Raw genomic sequence first — 17,755 nt, forward strand, 5'->3', positions numbered from 1 at the left:
ATCTGGTCTCCGGTTCGCCGATTTTAGCGGGGACTCAACACCCGTGCCCCATTCAGGCCACAGTAATTAATGATTTAATGCAGGCAGCAGCTTTTAAACTTCTTCCCACTCCCGCACGGGCACGGGTCGTTACGCCCCACCTTCGACCCGTTCACGATCGGCTTTTTCGCTTCCGGCTGCTGCGGGTTAGCCACCCAGTAGTTATACAAGCGCAGCGCCGCAGGCTGAATGCTCTCGATGCTGGCCATATACTCCTCTTCGGTCAGCGCATCCAGCTTCTCGCTGTTCTCTTCCGTCCCGTGCAGGGCAATCACCGCCAGGTCCGCTTCCAGCGCTTCCGGCAGGGATGACCAGTCCGTCAGCGCCACGCCGCGCATGTAGCCATAGCACCACTCTTCCACCACGGTATAGCTCTGACCGTCAACGTCGTTATAGCCAAACAGCGGTTCAAACTGATCCGGGTATTCGCTCAAACGCTCGGCAATATCGTTCATGTGCTTAAAGCAGAGATCGATAAAACGGTTCATCTCACGATCGTTTTTCCAGCGAGGAATATATTTCTCACCACCCCAGACCGCCACCAGCCAGGTGTCGGGCTCCACCACAACGGGACCGGAAAGTACTGCGGTAAGCATGCCGTCCAGTTCGGACACGTCAATCACGGATGCATCGTCGTGACCGTAAGAGATTAATGTCTCTTCCAGCCACGCCATCTCGCTTTCATTTAATGGGCCTTCAGCCATTGCTGATACTCCTGATAAAAAAAACGATCCTGACATATATCGCCGCGCGTGCCTATCTGAAGTTTAGGTCTTTATTGCTGCAAAAACGTGCAAATCGTGACCGTTGCACAACTTATGGGCTTTGTTGTTAAGGAGATGTGATCTCCGCTGTAAATTCATATCATCCCGCAAAGGCGCATAAAACGGCGCTCTATACTCAACGTGTTGTGACCCGGTCAAGGGATTAACCATTCTGGCAACCTTTTTGCTTAATGTTCTGCGCGCTTCGCGGTGCGTGGGATCCTCGCCGTATTAAGCATGAGATTGCTTCTAAAGTGCATTTTGTTCTCGCTCTTGTTTTTGGATTTACGATGCCATCAGGCGTTCGGGTTTATACCTGGTGCAAAAACCTCTTTGCTAAGGAACATAATAATGTCGCTGAAATTTACCAAAACTCCCCTCTCCCTGGTGCTGGCCGGTTGTCTGGTGACGGCCTTTTCCGCGCAGGCCGATATCGTCATCGGCGTGGCCGGGCCGTTCACAGGCCCGAACGCAACCTACGGCGATCAATACTGGCATGGCGCTACGCAGGCGGCGGAAGACATTAACGCCGCCGGCGGGATCAACGGTGAGAAAATCAAACTGGTTCAGGGCGACGACGCCTGCGAGCCCAAACAGGCCGTCGCCGTTGCCAACCGCTTAGTCGATCAGGATAAGGTGAAAGCGGTCGTCGGCCACTTCTGCTCTTCGTCGACCATGCCCGCCTCCGAGGTCTATAGCGATGCCGGGATCCTCTCCATCACTCCCGGCTCAACGAACCCACTGATTACCGAACGTGGCATGAGCGACATATTTCGCATGTGCGGACGTGACGACCAGCAGGGCCAGGTCGCCAGCGATTTTATTCTTGATAAGCTGAAAGCCAAACGGGTGGTCATCATCCACGATAAAGACACCTACGGTCAGGGGCTGGCGGATGCCACTAAAGCGGCGCTGGCGAAACGCGGCGTTAAGGAGGTGATGTACGAAGGGTTGTCCCGCGGGGAGAAAGACTTTAACGCGCTGGTGACCAAAATCGGCGCACAAAAACCGGACGTGGTGTTCTTCGGGGGCTGTCACCCGGAAGCGGGCCCGCTGGTTCGCCAGATGCGTGAACAGGGCGTGCAGGCGAAGTTCTTCTCGGGAGACTGTATCGTCAATGAAGAGATGGTCACCGCCGCCGGTGGGGCACAGTACACCAACGGTATTTACATGACCTTCGGTAAAGATCCGCGCCTGATCCCGGACGGAAAAGCCGTCATCGAGAAATTCCGCACCGGTAAATTTGAACCTGAAGGGTACACCCTCTACGCCTACGCGTCTGTGCAGGCTATCGCGGCGGCATTCAAGGCCACGAAAGGGACGGATTCCGCAAAAGCCAGCGAGTGGCTGAAGGCCAACCCTGTCGACACGGTGATGGGTAAAAAAGCCTGGGACAGCAAAGGTGACCTCAAAGTCTCTGACTACGTGGTCTACCAGTGGGATGACAAAGGCAAATATAAAGAAGTGCCATAACGGGACGGAATCTGCTCAGCGCCGGCAGGTCTGACTGTCGGCGTAACCCTTATTCAGGTGCGCGACCATGAGTACATTCTTTCTGCAACAATTAATTAATGGCTTAACGCTGGGGTCGGTCTACGGTCTTATCGCCATCGGCTACACCATGGTGTACGGCATCATCGGTATGATCAATTTCGCCCACGGCGAAGTGTATATGATCTCCGCCTATCTCTCGGCCATTGGCCTGGCCCTGCTGGCGTTTTTTGGACTCCACTCCTTTCCGCTGCTGATCCTGGGGACGCTGGTTTTCACCATCGTGGTCACTGGCGTTTATGGCTGGACGATTGAGCGCATCGCCTATAAGCCGCTACGCAACTCGACGCGTCTGGCGCCGCTGATTTCGGCCATCGGGATGTCGTTGATACTGCAAAACTACGTCCAGCTCAGCCAGGGCCCGCGCCAGCAGGGCGTGCCCACCATGCTTGATGGCGTGCTGCGTTTTCACCTTGGCGAAGGGTTTGTCCAGATAACCTATACCAAAGTCTTTATCCTCATCGCCTCGTTCGCGGGCATGCTGGTGCTGACCTGGATTATCAACCGTACCCGCTTAGGACGCATGTGCCGTGCGGTACAGCAGGATCGTAAGATGGCCTCCATCCTGAGTATCAACACCGACAGAATAATTTCGCTGGTGTTTGTTATCGGCGCAGCCATGGCCGGGCTGGCGGGCGTGCTGATCACCATGAATTACGGCACCTTTGATTTTTACGTCGGGTTTGTTATCGGCATCAAGGCCTTTACGGCGGCGGTGCTGGGCGGCATCGGCTCTTTGCCCGGTGCGATGCTTGGCGGGCTGATTCTGGGCGTCGCAGAAGCGCAATTCTCCGGGATGGTGAACTCGGATTATAAAGACGTGTTCTCGTTTGGATTGCTGGTCTTAATTCTGATCTTCCGTCCTCAGGGGCTGCTGGGCCGCCCTGTCGTGGCTAAAGTGTAAGGAACAACGCGATGACCTCTGACGGTTTTTCCCTGAAGCGCTGCATTCTGGACGCAATTTTTTCCGGAATGATCGCCCTGATTATTTTCGGCCCGATTGCGGGTGTGATACTGGATGGTTACAGCTTTACCTTTGACGGCCAGCGGCTGGCGTGGATTGTTGGCACGGTGATGGTGGGACGTTTTTTGCTGAGCTCCTTTTCAGCTACGGCGGCCGGAAGACGTTTACAGACGCGGTTTGAATCCGACAATGCGGGCGTGTATGTCCGGCCGCCGGCGTATAAAAGCCGCATGCGCTGGATCATTCCGCTGATTGTCACGCTGGCGATCTGCTTCCCGTTTGTAGCAACGAAATACCTTCTGACGGTTGCCATTCTCGGACTGATCTACGTCCTGCTCGGTCTTGGGCTGAACATTGTTGTTGGCCTGGCAGGGCTGCTGGATCTGGGTTATGTCGCCTTCTATGCCATCGGCGCTTACGGGCTGGCGCTCGGGTATCAGTATCTGGGGCTTGGGTTCTGGAGCATGCTGCCGCTGGCGGCGCTAATGGCCGCGGGCGCAGGCGCCCTGCTTGGCTTTCCGGTGTTGCGCATGCACGGGGATTATCTCGCCATCGTCACGCTCGGGTTTGGCGAGATCATCCGCCTGGTGCTGAACAACTGGCTTACCTTCACCGGAGGGCCTAACGGCGTTTCAGCCCCTGCCCCAACCTTTTTTGGCCTTGAGTTTGGCCGACGCGCCAAAGAAGGCGGCGTCCCCTTCCACGAGTTCTTCGGCCTGACCTATAACCCCAACATGAAGTTTATTTTCATCTATGCGGTACTTTTCCTGGTAGTCATGCTGGTGCTCTACATTAAACACCGGCTGACCCGAATGCCCATTGGACGGGCGTGGGAAGCGCTCCGTGAGGATGAGATTGCCTGCCGTTCCATGGGGCTGAATCACGTTCTGGTCAAACTCTCGGCCTTCACCCTGGGCGCATCGACGGCAGGTATCGCCGGGGTGTTTTTTGCCACCTACCAGGGGTTTGTTAACCCGACCTCTTTCACCTTTTTTGAATCGGCCCTGATCCTCGCCATTGTGGTCCTGGGCGGGATGGGCTCCACCGTCGGCGTCGTACTGGCCGCCTTTGTGCTGACCGTCACGCCGGAACTGCTGCGCAGCTTTGCGGAATACCGGGTGCTGCTGTTTGGCATGCTGATGGTGGTGATGATGATCTGGCGTCCTCGCGGTCTGATCCGCATCAACCGCAGCGGATTTACCGTGCGTAAAGGAGTGGCGCCATGAACGCAACGATTTTACGTGTAGAACATCTGATGATGCACTTCGGCGGGATCAAGGCCTTAAACGACGTCAATCTTGAGGTGCTGCGCGGCTCCATTACCGCACTCATTGGGCCTAACGGCGCAGGAAAAACGACCGTCTTTAACTGCCTGACCGGTTTCTACCGGGCCTCCGGCGGCAACATTCTGTTCAATGCACGAAATAAAACCACCAATGTCATTCAGGTGCTCGGCCAGAAATTCCAGCCGGGCGACTGGCTCAACCCGGCGCAGCTTGGTCAACGCCTGTTCTATAAAATGTTTGGCGGCACGCATCTGGTGAACCGCGCGGGTCTTGCGCGCACGTTTCAGAACATCCGCCTGTTCCGCGAGATGTCGGTGGTGGAAAACCTGCTGGTGGCACAGCACATGCGCGTCAACCGCAATCTGCTGGCGGGGGTGCTGAATACCCCTGCGTATCGTCGGGCAGAGAACGATGCGCTGGACCGGGCGTTTTACTGGCTGGAGGTGGTGGATCTGGTGGATTGCGCGAACCGTCTGGCCGGGGAAATGTCCTATGGTCAGCAACGACGCCTCGAAATCGCCCGCGCCATGTGTACCGGCCCGGAGATGATTTGTCTCGATGAACCTGCTGCCGGCCTGAACCCGGTGGAGACGCACAAGCTGAGTGAGATCATCCGGTTCCTGCGCGACCACCATGACATCACGGTTTTGCTGATCGAGCATGATATGGGGATGGTGATGGGCATTTCAGATGACATCATTGTGCTCGATCACGGCGATGTAATTGCCAGAGGTAAACCGGCTGAGATTCAGCACAATGAAAAAGTGATTGCCGCGTATCTGGGCACCGACGAAAGCGAGGTAAATCTGTGAGCGAACCGATGCTTCAGTTTCAGGATGTGGATGTTTTCTACGGGGTGATCCAGGCGTTGAAGCAGGTTTCGCTTGAGGTTAACAAAGGGGAAACCGTGGCCCTGATTGGCGCTAACGGCGCGGGGAAGTCAACATTACTGATGTCTGTCTTTGGTCAGCCCCGGATCCGCAACGGGCAGATCCTCTTCTGCGGCGAGGATATCAGCCACAAATCTACCCACTATGTTGCCACCGGCGGCATCGCGCAGGCACCTGAGGGACGACGCATTTTCCCGGATATGTCTGTAGAAGAGAACCTGCTGATGGGGACAATCCCCGTCGGCAATCAGCATGCAGCGGAAGATATGCAAAGCATGTTCGACCTCTTCCCTCGCCTCAAAGAGCGACGTAACCAGCGGGCGATGACGCTTTCAGGCGGTGAACAGCAAATGCTGGCTATCGCCCGCGCGCTGATGAGCCGTCCTAAACTTCTGCTGCTGGATGAACCCAGCCTCGGCCTCGCGCCAATCGTGGTTAAACAGATCTTCCAGACGCTGCGCGAACTGGCCCGTAACGGAATGACGATTTTTCTGGTCGAGCAGAATGCGCACCACGCGCTGAAGTTGTCCGACCGCGGCTATGTGATGGTTAACGGCCAGATTCGGTTAAGCGGCAGCGGCGAGGCGTTGCTGAAGGATCCGGAGGTGAGGAAGGCGTACCTGGGTGGAGTGTGAAACGAAAAGGCTATAGTGAGAAAAACTCACAGTGATTGCCATTATTAATCGTTTTTCTGATGCGACCGCATTCAAATATCATCTTCACGACCCGCCTTTGCGCGGGTCGATAAAACGTTCAGCCGCAAACTGAATAATAATGATAAGAGGATCCGGGGCAAATATGACACTTGATGCGTTATATCAGTTATTGAAAACTGTATTACCACCTGACACCGATTCAGCCGATGATTTACAGGATTTTATGGCCATGCTTATGGCGACGAAACATCACTCTGAGGCTCTGTCACCGTTTGCGCAGCGCGTATACATGCTATCCGTTGCCCATCGCGACCCTAAGCAAGCGGCTGCGCTGATTTCAGCCTGTCATCCTGAAGCAGGAAAGCCCCTTCCGCTGCTCGACTTCTCCGGCTGGCCGGACGTGCGTTACGCCACGTCGGGTGAATTACAGACGCCCGAGACTGAAGAATATTTTCACAGAATTTCGTCTGCCGCCACGCTATTACGCGCGGCAATCATTGACGCTGAGCAACAGAAAAACACGCCAGCATTTTATATTCTGGATAAGGTACTCAGCCTGAACAGCGCTTTGCCAGAACGTTATAAAAAGATGGCAAACATATCTTATTCATAACGGTATTAATAAACCCGACTGTCATCGTATTCCAGATAATCGATATCCAGCGCCGGAACGACCGGGGTATGGTTTTGCAGCCAGGCCAGAAGATGCTGAATGCTCTCTCTTTTGAGTGAATTTTTTGGCCAGACGAGGTAGTAGCCATCCCCCGTCGCAATAGCTTCCCTGAACGGCAGGCCCAGCAGGCCACTTTTCAGGGCATCAAGCGTGAGATGCAGGTCGGCGATAGCGATGCCGTGCCCGTTCATCGCGGCAATACTTCCCTGTTCAAGGGTATCGAACACCATACCGCTGCTCATATCGAGCCCCGGGAACAATCCTGTTCTTCGCAGCCAGCGCCGCCAGTCACGTCTGTCCGGTGAAGGATGGATCAAATCGCATTGCGGAAGCCGTTGCCGGGCCGGTTCGATAAGTGATGGAGTACAAACCGGGATAAGCCATTCATGAAAAAGCAGCTGACTTTCCGTTGTGTCACCAAAACGGCCATTACCAAGAAGGATGGCGCAGTCGTAGGGCTCAAGATTGAAATCAACGGTATCAATGTCCATCCAGACGCTGGCAATCTCAACCTGTGGTTTTGCATGGTTGTTGCGAAAAGATCGCAGCACGTCGAGAAGCCATCTCATGGTCAGGGTGCTGGGTGCTTTTAACCGCAGCAGGTGGTTTTCACTGCGAAATGCCCGGCAGGCCCATTCAATGCTCGTGAAGCTCTCGTTCAGCTGTCCGGCAAGCACTTGCCCGGCTTCAGTGACCTCCACGCGAGGACCTTGCCTTTTGAAAAGCTCGCAGTCGAACCACAGTTCAAGGGTACGAACATGTCTGCTGACCGCACCCGGCGTAATATTGAGCGTTTCAGCGGCTTTACTGAAGGAGTTCAACCGCGCAGCAACTTCAAACGCACGCAGTGCATACAATGGCGGTAAAGACATAACGTCCCTTAAATGAAAATTTCATTATGCTAAAACTTGTTCCGGGGCAACGCCAGCAAGTAAATTATGGAGAAAAACAATGATCCCCAATATACCGAGTCATATCGATAGGGGTCAAAATCGATATGCAAAAAGCTGCGGACAAACTCGTAGCCATTAGCAAAGATGTTTATCTGAACGGCTGCAACAGCGATTACAAACACCATATATGCGATAAATAGCGGGTATTTATGCAGCCTGTTAACTTTTAGTTTCCCGAGATAGAGCAAGAAAAAAATTGCAACAGATACAACAAAATAGACGATGGCAGGCCAAACGGGTGGATGAAGCGAAAATTCTAATTCTTGTGACATAATCAATTCTCTTTAGCTATCTGGTACATCTGCCATCCCGTAATGCTCCCAGTGGTCAAATCCAGCGCCATTGCGGTTTTAGATGCCCCTTGCCAACCGTAGTTCATATCCTGTACGTTCGAGAGCTTGTCGCCGGAGAACAATGTTTTGATCATTTGTTGATACCCTTGCCCAGCCCATTTGCAAGCTCTTCCACTTTTTCTAAGGAAAATCCAAATGAAGTTATCTGCGAAGCTGCCGCAGGGCAATCGATGAAACGGAGATATAAGAATTTACGCGATAAGGAAACGCCCTCAACGCATAATGATCGAAAAATTATGGTTGTGCATGGGTCAGGCACGAAAAATAAGATTTGTTGTCAGGAAGGGGGAATTGCAGGCACAAAAAAACCACCTTTCGGTGGTTTCACGACACTGCTTATTGCTTTGATTATTCTGTTTTTTCCCATGGTAGCCGGAGTGGGACTTGAACCCACACAGCGCGAACGCCGAGGGATTTTAAATCCCTTGTGTCTACCGATTCCACCATCCGGCCAGGGAAGAAAGTGGAGGCGCGTTCCGGAGTCGAACCGGACTAGACGGATTTGCAATCCGCTACATAACCGCTTTGCTAACGCGCCTTAAATCTGTTGTCTTTCGACCTGCACCCGCAAACTGCCGATGCTTTAATCTGGAGCGGGAAACGAGACTCGAACTCGCGACCCCGACCTTGGCAAGGTCGTGCTCTACCAACTGAGCTATTCCCGCATGTCATCAAGTAACTATTTAACGACTTCCTAACCACTTGATTTCATTATCGTCCGGCTAACTGTGCCGCCGTTCGATGCGTTGCATTCTACTGATATGACGTTATGAGTCAACGTTATTTTTTGCATCTCAGGATCGTTTGCTGAAAATTAAGCCGAAACGATCACTGTTCAAGCAAATCACCGCGCGCAGCGTTCAAATATTGCAGCATTGACCACAATGTCAGCACCGCCGCAACCCACAGCAGACCAATGCCGGCCCACTCTACCCAGGCATTCGGACGCCACAGCATCCACACCAGCGCCGCCATCTGCGCAGTGGTTTTAACTTTCCCAATCCAGGACACCGCCACGCTGCTGCGTTTACCCAGCTCCGCCATCCACTCGCGCAGGGCAGAGATAATAATCTCACGTCCAATCATGGTCGCGGCAGGCAGCGTCACCCACCAGGTATGATAATGTTCCGCCACCAGCACCATCGCGATTGCTACCATCACCTTATCCGCAACCGGATCGAGGAACGCGCCAAAGCGGGTGCTCTGGTTCCAGCGACGCGCCAGATAACCGTCAAACCAGTCCGTCACGGCAGCGATCAGGAAAATAAGCGCACAGGCAAAAGGCGCCCAGACGACCGGCAGGTAAAATGCCAGGACGAAGAACGGAATGAGCACAACGCGAAAGAGAGTGAGCAACGTAGGGATATTAAATCGCATGATGACGGTAACTGTCTGTTGTCAGTAAAATTTAGCTCTATGTTGCTACAGAGCCCTCAATGTTTCAACGAGTAGTAGATCTTTTCTGCCAGCCCTTGCGAAATACCCGGCACTTTTGCAATTTCTTCCATACTGGCGTTGAGTAATCCTTGCAATCCGCCCATATACTTCAACAGCATCTGGCGACGTTTTGGCCCGACGCCTTCAATCGTCTCAAGGGTACTGGTATTTTTCACTTTCGCCCGTTTTTTACGGTGCCCGCTGATGGCATGATCGTGCGACTCATCGCGAATATGCTGGATCACGTGCAGCGCAGGGGAATCCGGCGGCAGGCTAAAGCCCTCGCCTTCCGGCTCAAAGAACAGCGTTTCCAGGCCAGCCTTACGATCTGCCCCCTTCGCTACCCCTAGCAGCAGCGGATGGTTCTTGTCCCACTCTACGTCGAGCGATTCGAATACCGCCTTCGCCTGCCCCAACTGCCCTTTCCCGCCGTCGATAAGGATAACGTCCGGGATTTTGCTCTCTTCAATCGCTTTACCATAGCGACGGCGCAGCACCTGGTTCATGGCGGCATAATCGTCACCGGGCGTAATGCCGGTGATGTTATAGCGACGATACTCTGCCCGCAGGGGGCCATTCGCATCAAAGACCACACACGACGCCACGGTCTGCTCACCCATCGTATGGCTGATGTCGAAGCATTCCATGCGTTTCACTTCCGGCAGCTTGAGCAGCGTAGCAAGGGCGGTTAAACGCTGGCTGACGGTCGACTGCTGGGACAGTTTGGTGGTCAGCGCCGTGGCGGCATTGGTTCGCGCCAGCTTCAGATAACGTGCGCGATCGCCCCGCGGTTTCGTCTGGACATTCACCCGGCGGCCTGCCAGCTCTGAAAGCGATTCCGCCAGCAGGGTTTTATCGTCGAGCGTGAAGTCTAGAAGGATCTCCGAGGGCAGCGTACGCATCTGGCTGCCCTGCAAATAAAACTGGCCGACGAAAGTCTCCACCACTTCACCCAGCTCGGTGCCGCCAGGCACTTTCGGGAAGTAGCTGCGGCTGCCGAGCACTTTACCCTGACGAATAAACAGCACGTGAACGCAGGCCAGACCGGCGTCAAAGGCTACGCCGATAACATCGAGGTCGTCGCCCGTATTAGAAACAAACTGCTTCTCGGTCACCCTGCGCACCGCCTGGATCTGGTCGCGGATGCGTGCGGCCTCTTCAAATTCCAGCGCCGCGCTGGCTTTTTCCATACGAGTAATCAGTTGCGTCAGCACCTGATCGTCTTTCCCGGCTAAAAACAGGCGGACATATTCCACCTGCTGCGCGTACTCTTCTTCGCTTACCAGCCCTTCAACGCACGGCCCCAGGCAGCGGCCAATCTGATATTGCAGGCACGGCCGGGAACGGTTGCGGTAGACGCTGTTTTCACACTGGCGAACGGGGAAGATTTTTTGCAACAGCGCCAGCGTTTCGCGTACGGCATAACCGTTCGGGAAAGGGCCAAAGTATTCACCCTTCGCATGCTTAGCGCCACGATGCATCGCCAGGCGAGGATGGGTATCACCGCTCAGGAAGATAAACGGGTAGGACTTATCATCGCGCAGCAGGACGTTGTAGCGCGGCTGATACAGCTTGATATAGTTGTGCTCAAGCAGCAGCGCTTCCGTTTCCGTGTGCGTCACGGTGACATCAATGTTGTGGATGAGTGCGACCAGTGCTTCGGTTTTACGAGAGGCAAGATTGCTGCGGAAATAGCTGGAAAGGCGTTTTTTCAGATCTTTTGCCTTACCGACATAGATAACCGTACCGCCAGCGTCGTACATTCGGTAGACGCCCGGCTGGCTGGTGACGGTTTTCAGAAATGCTTTTGAATCGAACGCTTCACTCACTGACTTATTAACGACTCCGCATTGCACAAACCATGGCGAATGGCCAGGTGAGTCAGTTCGACATCACCGTGAATGTTCAATTTACTGAACATCCGATAGCGATAGCTGTTGACCGTTTTCGGGCTGAGATTCAACTGCTCTGAGATCTCATTCACCTTCTGACCTTTAGTGATCATCAGCATAATCTGCAATTCGCGCTCAGACAAACTGGCAAACGGAGATTCCGTTTTTTCCGGTTCAATCTGACTCAGAGCCATCTGTTGAGCAATATCAGAAGCGATGTAACGCTGCCCGGCGTATACGGTGCGGATCGCATTGACAACTTCCTGCGGCGCGGCGCCTTTACTGAGATACCCGGCAGCACCCGCCTGCATAACCCTGGCAGGCAGCGGATTTTCGGTATGGACGGTCAGCATGATAACTTTGGTATCAACGAACATGCGCGCGATTTTGCGCGTGGCTTCAAGCCCGCCAATACCGGGCATGTTCATATCCATCAGCACCACGTCTGCGGAGTTAGCGCGACACCATTTGACGGCATCTTCGCCACAGCACGCCTCGCCGGCAACTTTAATACCCTTTATATCTTCAAGAATGCGTCGTATCCCTGCGCGCACCAGTTCGTGGTCATCAACAAGAAGGACGTTGATCAAAGGAAATGTCTCCAGAATAGGGATAACGCTACTGACTGCTAATTGGGTTTATATTAACGGTTTTCCATGCAAGATTAAAACGCTAAAAAATCGGCTATACGATTCTGGTCTCGTTTTTGGAAATTAGGCTGTACAGCAAGTGGAAAGAAAACCCTTGTCCGCTAGGCTTTTACCGCTATTTTCTAGCATCGATATTCAAAAAGTTACTAAAACAGTTGTTAACCCAAACGAAAAAGAGCGCGCGATTTTTTGTAACAACAATTAACGAATGACGAACCGGGGATAAACATTTAATTGCCGCTAACATATTGGACAGAGTACCTTCATAATCCGCGTCGACCAATAATCGCGGCGCGACAAGTATAAAAAACAACCACTGCATTTTTTGCCATAGCTTGTGGTATACTCCGCCGCCTTAACTTTCATCGTCGCGCTCATGCGCTGTTTTATAATGAGGAAAATAAATGAGCACACCTGAATTTGCCACTGCCGAGAATAACCAGGAACTGGCACAGGAAGTAAACTGCCTGAAGTCGCTGCTGACGCTTATGCTACAGGCGATGGGCCAGGCTGATGCTGGTCGTGTGATCATTAAAATGGAAAAACAGATCGCGCAGATGGAAGACCAGGCGGAATCCGCTGTTTTTGCCAATACGGTTAAGCAAATTAAACAAGCCTACCGCCAGTAACAAAAACGGCTGGATGCAAAGCATTCAGCCGTTTTCTCGTCTGACACGCAGAACGTGATATCAGTCAGATAAGCCCCGTCGCCGCGGCATAACACGCTATCTGGATCTTATTCGGTGCGTTGAATTTCTTCTGCATATTCTTCTGGTGGAAATTGACGGTATTTTCCGAGATGGAAAGAATGATGGCGATTTCTGCCGACGTCTTCCCTTCTGCGGTCCACTTCAGAATTTCCCGTTCACGCTTGCTGAATTTCATTTCAGGCGGCATCACCGTCTCATGTTCAAAGCGCAACAGCGTAGTGAGCGCCATCTGGACCAGCATTTGTAAACGCAGCTCAACTTCTTCACTGGATATCGAGTGTGCCTGTAAGCTGGTACATGACACGGAAAGGAAACCGAGCGCATGATTTGGCATCATCAGACACTGCGTTATTCCCTTGCGTAAACCGTGGTCCCGCGCGCCGTCCCATAATTGCTGGGCATCCGTGAATAATTCATCCGTCCAGGGCAAATGTCCCTGAATGAAATTCTCCGGCTTCAGTACCGGGTCAATGGCGAAATAATTCTCGGATTGATATTGCGCCATCCATTGTTGCGGATAACTGGAATGGACGGAGGTTCGCGGGCGGGTAAATGGCACAGGGTGTCGAACACAAAGCGCATAATAATCGAATTCAAGCGCCTGCGTTTGTCGCTGAAGTTCCTGATATACCTCGTCAGCACAGGTCATTTGCTGAAACCGGAGGACGCATTCCCGTCGCCAGGTGAAAAAGTCTATATCCCTCATACTTGCCGAATGAAGCCTCTGATAAAGATAATCATTATTATGGTGAATATAACCTAACACATTTAGCATGATAATTTATATAAAATATCGGCCACAGGCAGATTATCTTTAATTTGGCGATGGCTTATCCACTTCAGGCGGAATAAAAAAGCAACAGAACGGAGTTTAAGGGAGGATAATTTGCTCCAGAAGCGGCATCTGGAGCAAATTGAACGCTAAAATGCTACTCCATTAAGAATTTTTCAAGGAACTGGCGGGTACGGGGCTGCTGCGGATTGGCAAACAGCGCTTTAGCTGGCCCCTGCTCAACTATTCTCCCCTGATCCATGAAAATAGCCCGATCGGCAACGTCGCGGGCGAAGCTCATTTCATGCGTCACAATCACCATCGTGCGTTTCTCCTGCGCCAGCTGTCGGATGGTGTTCAGCACTTCCCCGACCAGCTCAGGATCGAGCGCGGATGTGGGTTCGTCAAACAGGATCACATCCGGGCGCATCGCCAGCGCGCGCGCAATGGCGACACGCTGCTGCTGCCCGCCAGATAAGCGACGCGGATAGCTCGTCTCCTTCCCTGCCAGGCCAACCTTCGCCAGCAGCTCGCGGGCGCGGACCGTGGCGTCTTCCTTAGGTTCCCCCTTGACGATGACAGGACCTTCAATAATGTTTTCCAGCACCGTGCGGTGCGGGAAGAGATTAAAGCTCTGGAACACGAAGCCGACATGCTGGCGCAGGCGGCGAATCAGCCCTTTTTGCTGGCTGATAGGTTTCCCGGTATCAATGGTGATATCACCCACGCGGATCGTCCCGCCTTCGGGCTGCTCCAGTAAATTGATGCTGCGCAGCAGCGTGGTTTTGCCTGACCCGCTCGGGCCGATAATTGCTACCACTTCGCCCTGCTCAACCTCAAGATCAATGCCATGCAGCACCGTTTGCCCGTGGAATTTTTTCACCAGGTTTTTGACGTCAATTGCACTCATTTTGGATCACGCTCCTGGCGGTTAAGCTGGTTTTCAAAATAGTTTTGCAGAGCGGACAGCACCGTCGCCATCACCCAGTAAATCAGCGAGGCCGCCAGATACATAGTAAACACTTCCAGCGTACGCGAGGTGATCAGCTGCGCCTGACGGAACAGCTCCGGCACCTGAATGGTCGCCGCAAGGGAGGTGTCTTTCACCAGGCTGATAAAGCTGTTGCTCAGCGGCGGCAGCGCCACGCGCGCCGCCTGGGGCAGGATCGCCCGGCGCAGCGTCTGCCACGGGGTCATCCCGATACTGGCCGCCGCTTCCCACTGCCCTTTATCGATGGAGGAGATCGCCGCACGCAGCGTTTCAGAGGTGTACGCCGCCGTATTCAGCGACAGGCCAATCATCGCCGCCGGGATCGGATCCAGCTCGATACCGAACTGTGGCAGCCCGTAGTAAATCATAAACAGCTGGGCGATAAGCGGCGTTCCGCGGAACACGGAGATGTAAAACCGCGCCAGCCATCGCACCGGCCAGATGTTGGACATGCGCATCAGTGCCAGCACAAACCCGAGCACCAGCCCGAAGAACATCCCGCCGATACTGAGCTGTAAAGTAAACACCGCGCCTTTAAGCAAGAACGGCAGCGAATCAATAACCAGTTGAATACTTTCTTGCATTATTATTTTTCTACCTGATTTTTAGACATGAGGATGATAGGCAAACAGCGCAGGCGCTCCGCCAGTATGAACAAACAAAATAGGTCCTTCATCCTTAAAGCGCTTCCGGGCGATGCCGTCGATCAGGCCCGCCATTGCCTTACCGGTATAGACCGGGTCAAGCAGAATACCTTCGAGACGGGCCAGCAGCTTAACGGCCTCCATCCCTTCATCATTGGGGGTGCCATAGCCCGGCGCGAAATAGTCATCCCACAGCAATATTTCCGCCTTCGCCTGAAGCGCAAGCTGTTCAGCCACCGCCTGTTGCAGGGTGACGACTTTCGGCTTTTGGTCCGCAACGCTTCTGGAAACCGTCACGCCAATCAGCTCGACCTCCGGCATCAGCTGCTCAAGCCCGACCGCTAAACCGGCATGGGTCCCCGCACTGCCGGACGCCACCACCACCGAGGATAAACTTATCGCGCCTTCGCACTGCTGAGCGATTTCCAGCGCGCTCTCAACATAGCCGAGGGCACCCAACGCATTCGAGCCGCCAACCGGGATCACGTACGGACGAAAACCCTGCGCTTCCAGACGCGTCGCCAGCTCGTCGAGCTGTGCTGCCGGGTCGGTCAACGCGTCGACCATTTCAACCTGCACGTTGAACAGATCCAGCAGCAGACGGTTACCGTTAGTCAGGTAATTCTCTGCCTGCGTCCCGATCGGGTTCTCCAGCAGGGCTACGCAGTGGAGCCCCAGCTTTGCCGCCACTGCCGCCGTCTGGCGAACGTGGTTAGACTGAATTGCCCCGGCGGTGATCAGCGTATCCGCCCCCTCGCGCAGGGCATCGGCGGCGAGAAATTCCAGCTTGCGCAGCTTATTTCCGCCCATCGCCATGGGCGTCACATCGTCACGCTTAATGAAAATATCGCGCCCCAGATAGTCAGAAAATCGCGGCAGATACTCCAGCGGCGTGGGTGCGCCGATAAATTCCAGACGGGGAAAGCGCGTTAAATTCTGTAGTGACATGGTTCCTCCGGTCACGCAAACAATTGTTATTTCATTATGCACGCAGACGCGCGAGAAATAAAAAAGGCGCTTTTAAAAGCGCCTTTTTTTGTCAGTCAGAGATTTATTTCGTCACGTCTGCGCCGAACCACTTCTCAGAAAGCGCCTTCAGGCTACCGTCTTTCTGCATCTCAGCAATGGCGCCATCGATGGCTTTCAGCAGATCCTCGTTACCCTTACGCACCGCCACGCCGGACTCCTGACGGGAGAACGCATCACCCGCGACAGCCAGGGTATTGTTGGTTTTCTTCACCAGATCCAGCGCTGCCAGGCGGTCCACCAGAATGGCGTCGATACGGCCTACGCGCAGATCCTGGTATTTCGTCGGGTCATCATCGTAGGTACGGATGTCCACGCCCTGCACGTTCTGGCGCAGCCACTCTTCGTAGTTGGTGCCCAGACCGACGCCGACTTTCTTACCTTTCAGATCCGCTGCGGACTTGATGCTGCCTTCGTTACCTTTCTTCACCAGCGCCTGAATACCGGACACGGTGTACGGCGTGGAGAAGTCATACTTCTTCTTACGTTCGTCAGAAATGGTTACCTGGTTAATCACCACGTCAATACGTTTGGAATCCAGTGACGCCAGCATCCCATCCCATTTGGTGGGTTTCAGGGAGGCTTTAACGCCGAGGTGTTTTGCCAGCTCCTGCGCAAACTCCACTTCAAAACCGGTCAGTTTACCGTCGTCACCCTGGAAGCTGAACGGAGGATATGTTCCTTCCAGCCCAACCAGCAGCGTGCCGCGCTCTTTAACTTTGTTGAGCAGATTCTCTGCCGCGAACGTTTTCACGCTCATCCCCGCGACCAGCGCAACGGCCATCATCCCCATCAGCGCCTGACGACCCAGAAGTGCTAATTTCATAAGTACTCCGATACAGTGGAATTTTTGAGTAGTGTAGAGAAATCGCCTGCAACGTCAAAGGCGGCTGCGCTACATCTTATTCTTTTTTAATATATATCAGAAGTTGTTCCGGCGCGGACTTTCTGCTTTATGACGCCCGGCATCTGGACTTTATATTGTGCATACTTTCGCAGCGCGATGCGGTAATTGTTGGTACTGGTGGCTGGCAGCCAGGGCTCCAGATTTTCATCCAGGTATCCGGTCGTCAGCAGATCGCGGGAGATATTTTGCATGGTCAAATGCTGACCCAGGCGGCGCAGGCGAACCACGTATTCACGCACGGTGCCGTGACTCATCTCGGTTTGTTCAAACAGGAACTGCTTGAAGCCGATAATATCGAAGAAGTCGCTTTGCTCTTTGCAATGGAGATCGCCACAGAAACGGCAAAGCGCTACCCACTCTTTTTGCTCTTCAAGCCAGGCGGCTTCATCCATCAGCGTGTCGAGGCGGGAAATCGCAATCTTATTCACGATTTCACCGCGACGAACCAGCGTGATGCGGTCGAGTAATTTTTTACAGTGGGCGCAATGCGTCTGGCTGTGTTTAAAGTCTTTCAGGTAGCGGCTTAAAGGCCGTCTTTTAGATTGCTGCACCGTCATGATAACTCCTGGTTGTCAATACGTTGTGCGGCATTTCCAA

Annotated in this window: 20 protein-coding genes and 3 tRNA genes; 7 read left to right on the forward strand and 16 right to left on the reverse strand. The window is 53.6% G+C overall.

Annotated features, from left to right (window positions below):
- Positions 1-74: 74 nt before the first annotated feature.
- Entirely contained in the window at positions 75-743 is a 669-nt protein-coding gene (locus L384_RS02615) for a YecA/YgfB family protein (RefSeq protein WP_003859671.1), read from the reverse strand.
- 411 nt (positions 744-1,154) lie between these two features.
- Here L384_RS02615 and L384_RS02610 point away from each other — a divergent pair, with 411 nt between their 5' ends.
- From L384_RS02610 to L384_RS02585, 6 genes are all read left to right on the forward strand, one after another.
- Positions 1,155-2,276, forward strand: coding sequence for a branched-chain amino acid ABC transporter substrate-binding protein (locus tag L384_RS02610; protein WP_003859669.1), 1,122 nt, complete (start codon positions 1,155-1,157; stop codon positions 2,274-2,276).
- Positions 2,277-2,343: 67 nt separating this feature from the next.
- Positions 2,344-3,258 carry an ABC transporter permease subunit gene (locus L384_RS02605; RefSeq protein ID WP_023324895.1) on the forward strand — a complete coding sequence of 305 codons (915 nt, stop codon included), beginning with the start codon at positions 2,344-2,346 and terminating at the stop codon, positions 3,256-3,258.
- A gap of 11 nt (positions 3,259-3,269) precedes the next feature.
- Positions 3,270-4,544, forward strand: a complete 1,275-nt coding sequence (gene livM / locus L384_RS02600) for a high-affinity branched-chain amino acid ABC transporter permease LivM (RefSeq protein WP_023324896.1) — start codon at positions 3,270-3,272, stop codon at positions 4,542-4,544.
- A complete protein-coding gene (locus tag L384_RS02595) occupies positions 4,541-5,416 on the forward strand; it encodes an ATP-binding cassette domain-containing protein (RefSeq protein WP_023324897.1) in 876 nt (291 codons plus the stop codon). Before livM ends, L384_RS02595 begins: the two co-directional genes overlap by 4 nt.
- Positions 5,413-6,129: an ABC transporter ATP-binding protein gene (locus L384_RS02590; protein ID WP_017384431.1), complete on the forward strand. Its 717-nt coding sequence runs from the start codon at positions 5,413-5,415 to the stop codon at positions 6,127-6,129. The genes L384_RS02595 and L384_RS02590 overlap by 4 nt, the downstream gene beginning before the upstream one ends.
- A gap of 163 nt (positions 6,130-6,292) precedes the next feature.
- On the forward strand, positions 6,293-6,763 hold the full coding sequence (locus L384_RS02585) for a hypothetical protein (protein ID WP_023314369.1): 471 nt from the start codon (positions 6,293-6,295) through the stop codon (positions 6,761-6,763).
- Positions 6,764-6,768: 5 nt separating this feature from the next.
- On the opposite strand, the gene L384_RS02580 is transcribed toward L384_RS02585, so the two are convergent.
- From L384_RS02580 to uvrY, 9 genes are all read right to left on the reverse strand, one after another.
- Positions 6,769-7,695, reverse strand: coding sequence for a LysR substrate-binding domain-containing protein (locus tag L384_RS02580; protein WP_023324898.1), 927 nt, complete (start codon positions 7,693-7,695; stop codon positions 6,769-6,771).
- Positions 7,696-7,724: 29 nt separating this feature from the next.
- Positions 7,725-8,048 carry a hypothetical protein gene (locus tag L384_RS02575; RefSeq protein WP_003859653.1) on the reverse strand — a complete coding sequence of 108 codons (324 nt, stop codon included), beginning with the start codon at positions 8,046-8,048 and terminating at the stop codon, positions 7,725-7,727.
- Positions 8,049-8,050: 2 nt separating this feature from the next.
- Positions 8,051-8,203 (reverse strand): hypothetical protein, encoded by a 153-nt coding sequence (locus tag L384_RS22570; protein WP_023324899.1) that lies wholly within the window; start codon positions 8,201-8,203, stop codon positions 8,051-8,053.
- Positions 8,204-8,495: 292 nt separating this feature from the next.
- Positions 8,496-8,582 (reverse strand) — tRNA-Leu (locus tag L384_RS02570).
- An 11-nt stretch (positions 8,583-8,593) separates the two neighbouring features.
- Positions 8,594-8,667: transfer RNA gene (locus L384_RS02565), tRNA-Cys, on the reverse strand.
- A gap of 51 nt (positions 8,668-8,718) precedes the next feature.
- Positions 8,719-8,794, reverse strand: a tRNA-Gly gene (locus L384_RS02560).
- A 163-nt stretch (positions 8,795-8,957) separates the two neighbouring features.
- Entirely contained in the window at positions 8,958-9,506 is a 549-nt protein-coding gene (pgsA, locus tag L384_RS02555; RefSeq protein WP_003859652.1) for a CDP-diacylglycerol--glycerol-3-phosphate 3-phosphatidyltransferase, read from the reverse strand.
- Positions 9,507-9,562: 56 nt separating this feature from the next.
- A complete protein-coding gene (uvrC, locus tag L384_RS02550) occupies positions 9,563-11,395 on the reverse strand; it encodes an excinuclease ABC subunit UvrC (protein WP_003859650.1) in 1,833 nt (610 codons plus the stop codon).
- The gene (gene uvrY, locus L384_RS02545) at positions 11,392-12,048 is read right to left on the reverse strand and encodes a UvrY/SirA/GacA family response regulator transcription factor (protein WP_003859647.1); all 657 of its coding nucleotides are present in this window, start codon (positions 12,046-12,048) and stop codon (positions 11,392-11,394) included. Before uvrY ends, uvrC begins: the two co-directional genes overlap by 4 nt.
- 464 nt (positions 12,049-12,512) lie before the next feature.
- Here uvrY and L384_RS02540 point away from each other — a divergent pair, with 464 nt between their 5' ends.
- On the forward strand, positions 12,513-12,737 hold the full coding sequence (locus tag L384_RS02540) for a DUF2594 family protein (protein ID WP_003859644.1): 225 nt from the start codon (positions 12,513-12,515) through the stop codon (positions 12,735-12,737).
- Positions 12,738-12,801: 64 nt separating this feature from the next.
- On the opposite strand, the gene sdiA is transcribed toward L384_RS02540, so the two are convergent.
- The 6 genes from sdiA to fliZ all read right to left on the reverse strand — a co-directional run bounded on the left by sdiA (position 12,802) and on the right by fliZ (position 17,715).
- Positions 12,802-13,524 carry a transcriptional regulator SdiA gene (gene sdiA / locus L384_RS0121385; protein ID WP_003859639.1) on the reverse strand — a complete coding sequence of 241 codons (723 nt, stop codon included), beginning with the start codon at positions 13,522-13,524 and terminating at the stop codon, positions 12,802-12,804.
- A gap of 223 nt (positions 13,525-13,747) precedes the next feature.
- A complete protein-coding gene (gene tcyN / locus L384_RS02535; protein WP_023324901.1) occupies positions 13,748-14,500 on the reverse strand; it encodes an L-cystine ABC transporter ATP-binding protein TcyN in 753 nt (250 codons plus the stop codon).
- Positions 14,497-15,165, reverse strand: coding sequence for a cystine ABC transporter permease (gene tcyL, locus L384_RS02530; RefSeq protein ID WP_003859632.1), 669 nt, complete (start codon positions 15,163-15,165; stop codon positions 14,497-14,499). The genes tcyN and tcyL overlap by 4 nt, the downstream gene beginning before the upstream one ends.
- A 21-nt stretch (positions 15,166-15,186) precedes the next feature.
- Complete coding sequence (gene dcyD / locus L384_RS02525) at positions 15,187-16,173, reverse strand: D-cysteine desulfhydrase (RefSeq protein ID WP_023324902.1); 987 nt, start codon at positions 16,171-16,173, stop codon at positions 15,187-15,189.
- 103 nt (positions 16,174-16,276) lie between these two features.
- Positions 16,277-17,077 (reverse strand): cystine ABC transporter substrate-binding protein, encoded by an 801-nt coding sequence (gene tcyJ / locus L384_RS02520; RefSeq protein WP_003859627.1) that lies wholly within the window; start codon positions 17,075-17,077, stop codon positions 16,277-16,279.
- 86 nt (positions 17,078-17,163) lie between these two features.
- Complete coding sequence (gene fliZ / locus L384_RS02515; RefSeq protein WP_015570235.1) at positions 17,164-17,715, reverse strand: flagella biosynthesis regulatory protein FliZ; 552 nt, start codon at positions 17,713-17,715, stop codon at positions 17,164-17,166.
- Positions 17,716-17,755 lie beyond the last annotated feature (40 nt).

Origin of the sequence: Enterobacter sp. MGH 38 (assembly GCF_000492855.1) — a bacterium.
Taxonomy (GTDB): Bacteria; Pseudomonadota; Gammaproteobacteria; order Enterobacterales; family Enterobacteriaceae; genus Enterobacter; species Enterobacter hormaechei_C.

Excerpts from the sequence above, each read along its gene's own strand:
- L384_RS02615 (WP_003859671.1), bottom strand. The coding sequence starts at position 743 with ATGGCTGAAGGCCCATTAAATGAAAGCGAGATGGCGTGGCTGGAAGAG.
- L384_RS02610 (WP_003859669.1), top strand. The coding sequence starts at position 1,155 with ATGTCGCTGAAATTTACCAAAACTCCCCTCTCCCTGGTGCTGGCCGGT.
- L384_RS02605 (WP_023324895.1), top strand. The coding sequence starts at position 2,344 with ATGAGTACATTCTTTCTGCAACAATTAATTAATGGCTTAACGCTGGGG.
- livM (WP_023324896.1), top strand. The coding sequence starts at position 3,270 with ATGACCTCTGACGGTTTTTCCCTGAAGCGCTGCATTCTGGACGCAATT.
- L384_RS02595 (WP_023324897.1), top strand. The coding sequence starts at position 4,541 with ATGAACGCAACGATTTTACGTGTAGAACATCTGATGATGCACTTCGGC.
- L384_RS02585 (WP_023314369.1), top strand. The coding sequence starts at position 6,293 with ATGACACTTGATGCGTTATATCAGTTATTGAAAACTGTATTACCACCT.
- L384_RS02580 (WP_023324898.1), bottom strand. The coding sequence starts at position 7,695 with ATGTCTTTACCGCCATTGTATGCACTGCGTGCGTTTGAAGTTGCTGCG.
- L384_RS02575 (WP_003859653.1), bottom strand. The coding sequence starts at position 8,048 with ATGTCACAAGAATTAGAATTTTCGCTTCATCCACCCGTTTGGCCTGCC.
- L384_RS22570 (WP_023324899.1), bottom strand. The coding sequence starts at position 8,203 with ATGATCAAAACATTGTTCTCCGGCGACAAGCTCTCGAACGTACAGGAT.
- pgsA (WP_003859652.1), bottom strand. The coding sequence starts at position 9,506 with ATGCGATTTAATATCCCTACGTTGCTCACTCTCTTTCGCGTTGTGCTC.
- L384_RS02540 (WP_003859644.1), top strand. The coding sequence starts at position 12,513 with ATGAGCACACCTGAATTTGCCACTGCCGAGAATAACCAGGAACTGGCA.
- sdiA (WP_003859639.1), bottom strand. The coding sequence starts at position 13,524 with ATGAGGGATATAGACTTTTTCACCTGGCGACGGGAATGCGTCCTCCGG.
- tcyN (WP_023324901.1), bottom strand. The coding sequence starts at position 14,500 with ATGAGTGCAATTGACGTCAAAAACCTGGTGAAAAAATTCCACGGGCAA.
- tcyL (WP_003859632.1), bottom strand. The coding sequence starts at position 15,165 with ATGCAAGAAAGTATTCAACTGGTTATTGATTCGCTGCCGTTCTTGCTT.
- dcyD (WP_023324902.1), bottom strand. The coding sequence starts at position 16,173 with ATGTCACTACAGAATTTAACGCGCTTTCCCCGTCTGGAATTTATCGGC.
- tcyJ (WP_003859627.1), bottom strand. The coding sequence starts at position 17,077 with ATGAAATTAGCACTTCTGGGTCGTCAGGCGCTGATGGGGATGATGGCC.
- fliZ (WP_015570235.1), bottom strand. The coding sequence starts at position 17,715 with ATGACGGTGCAGCAATCTAAAAGACGGCCTTTAAGCCGCTACCTGAAA.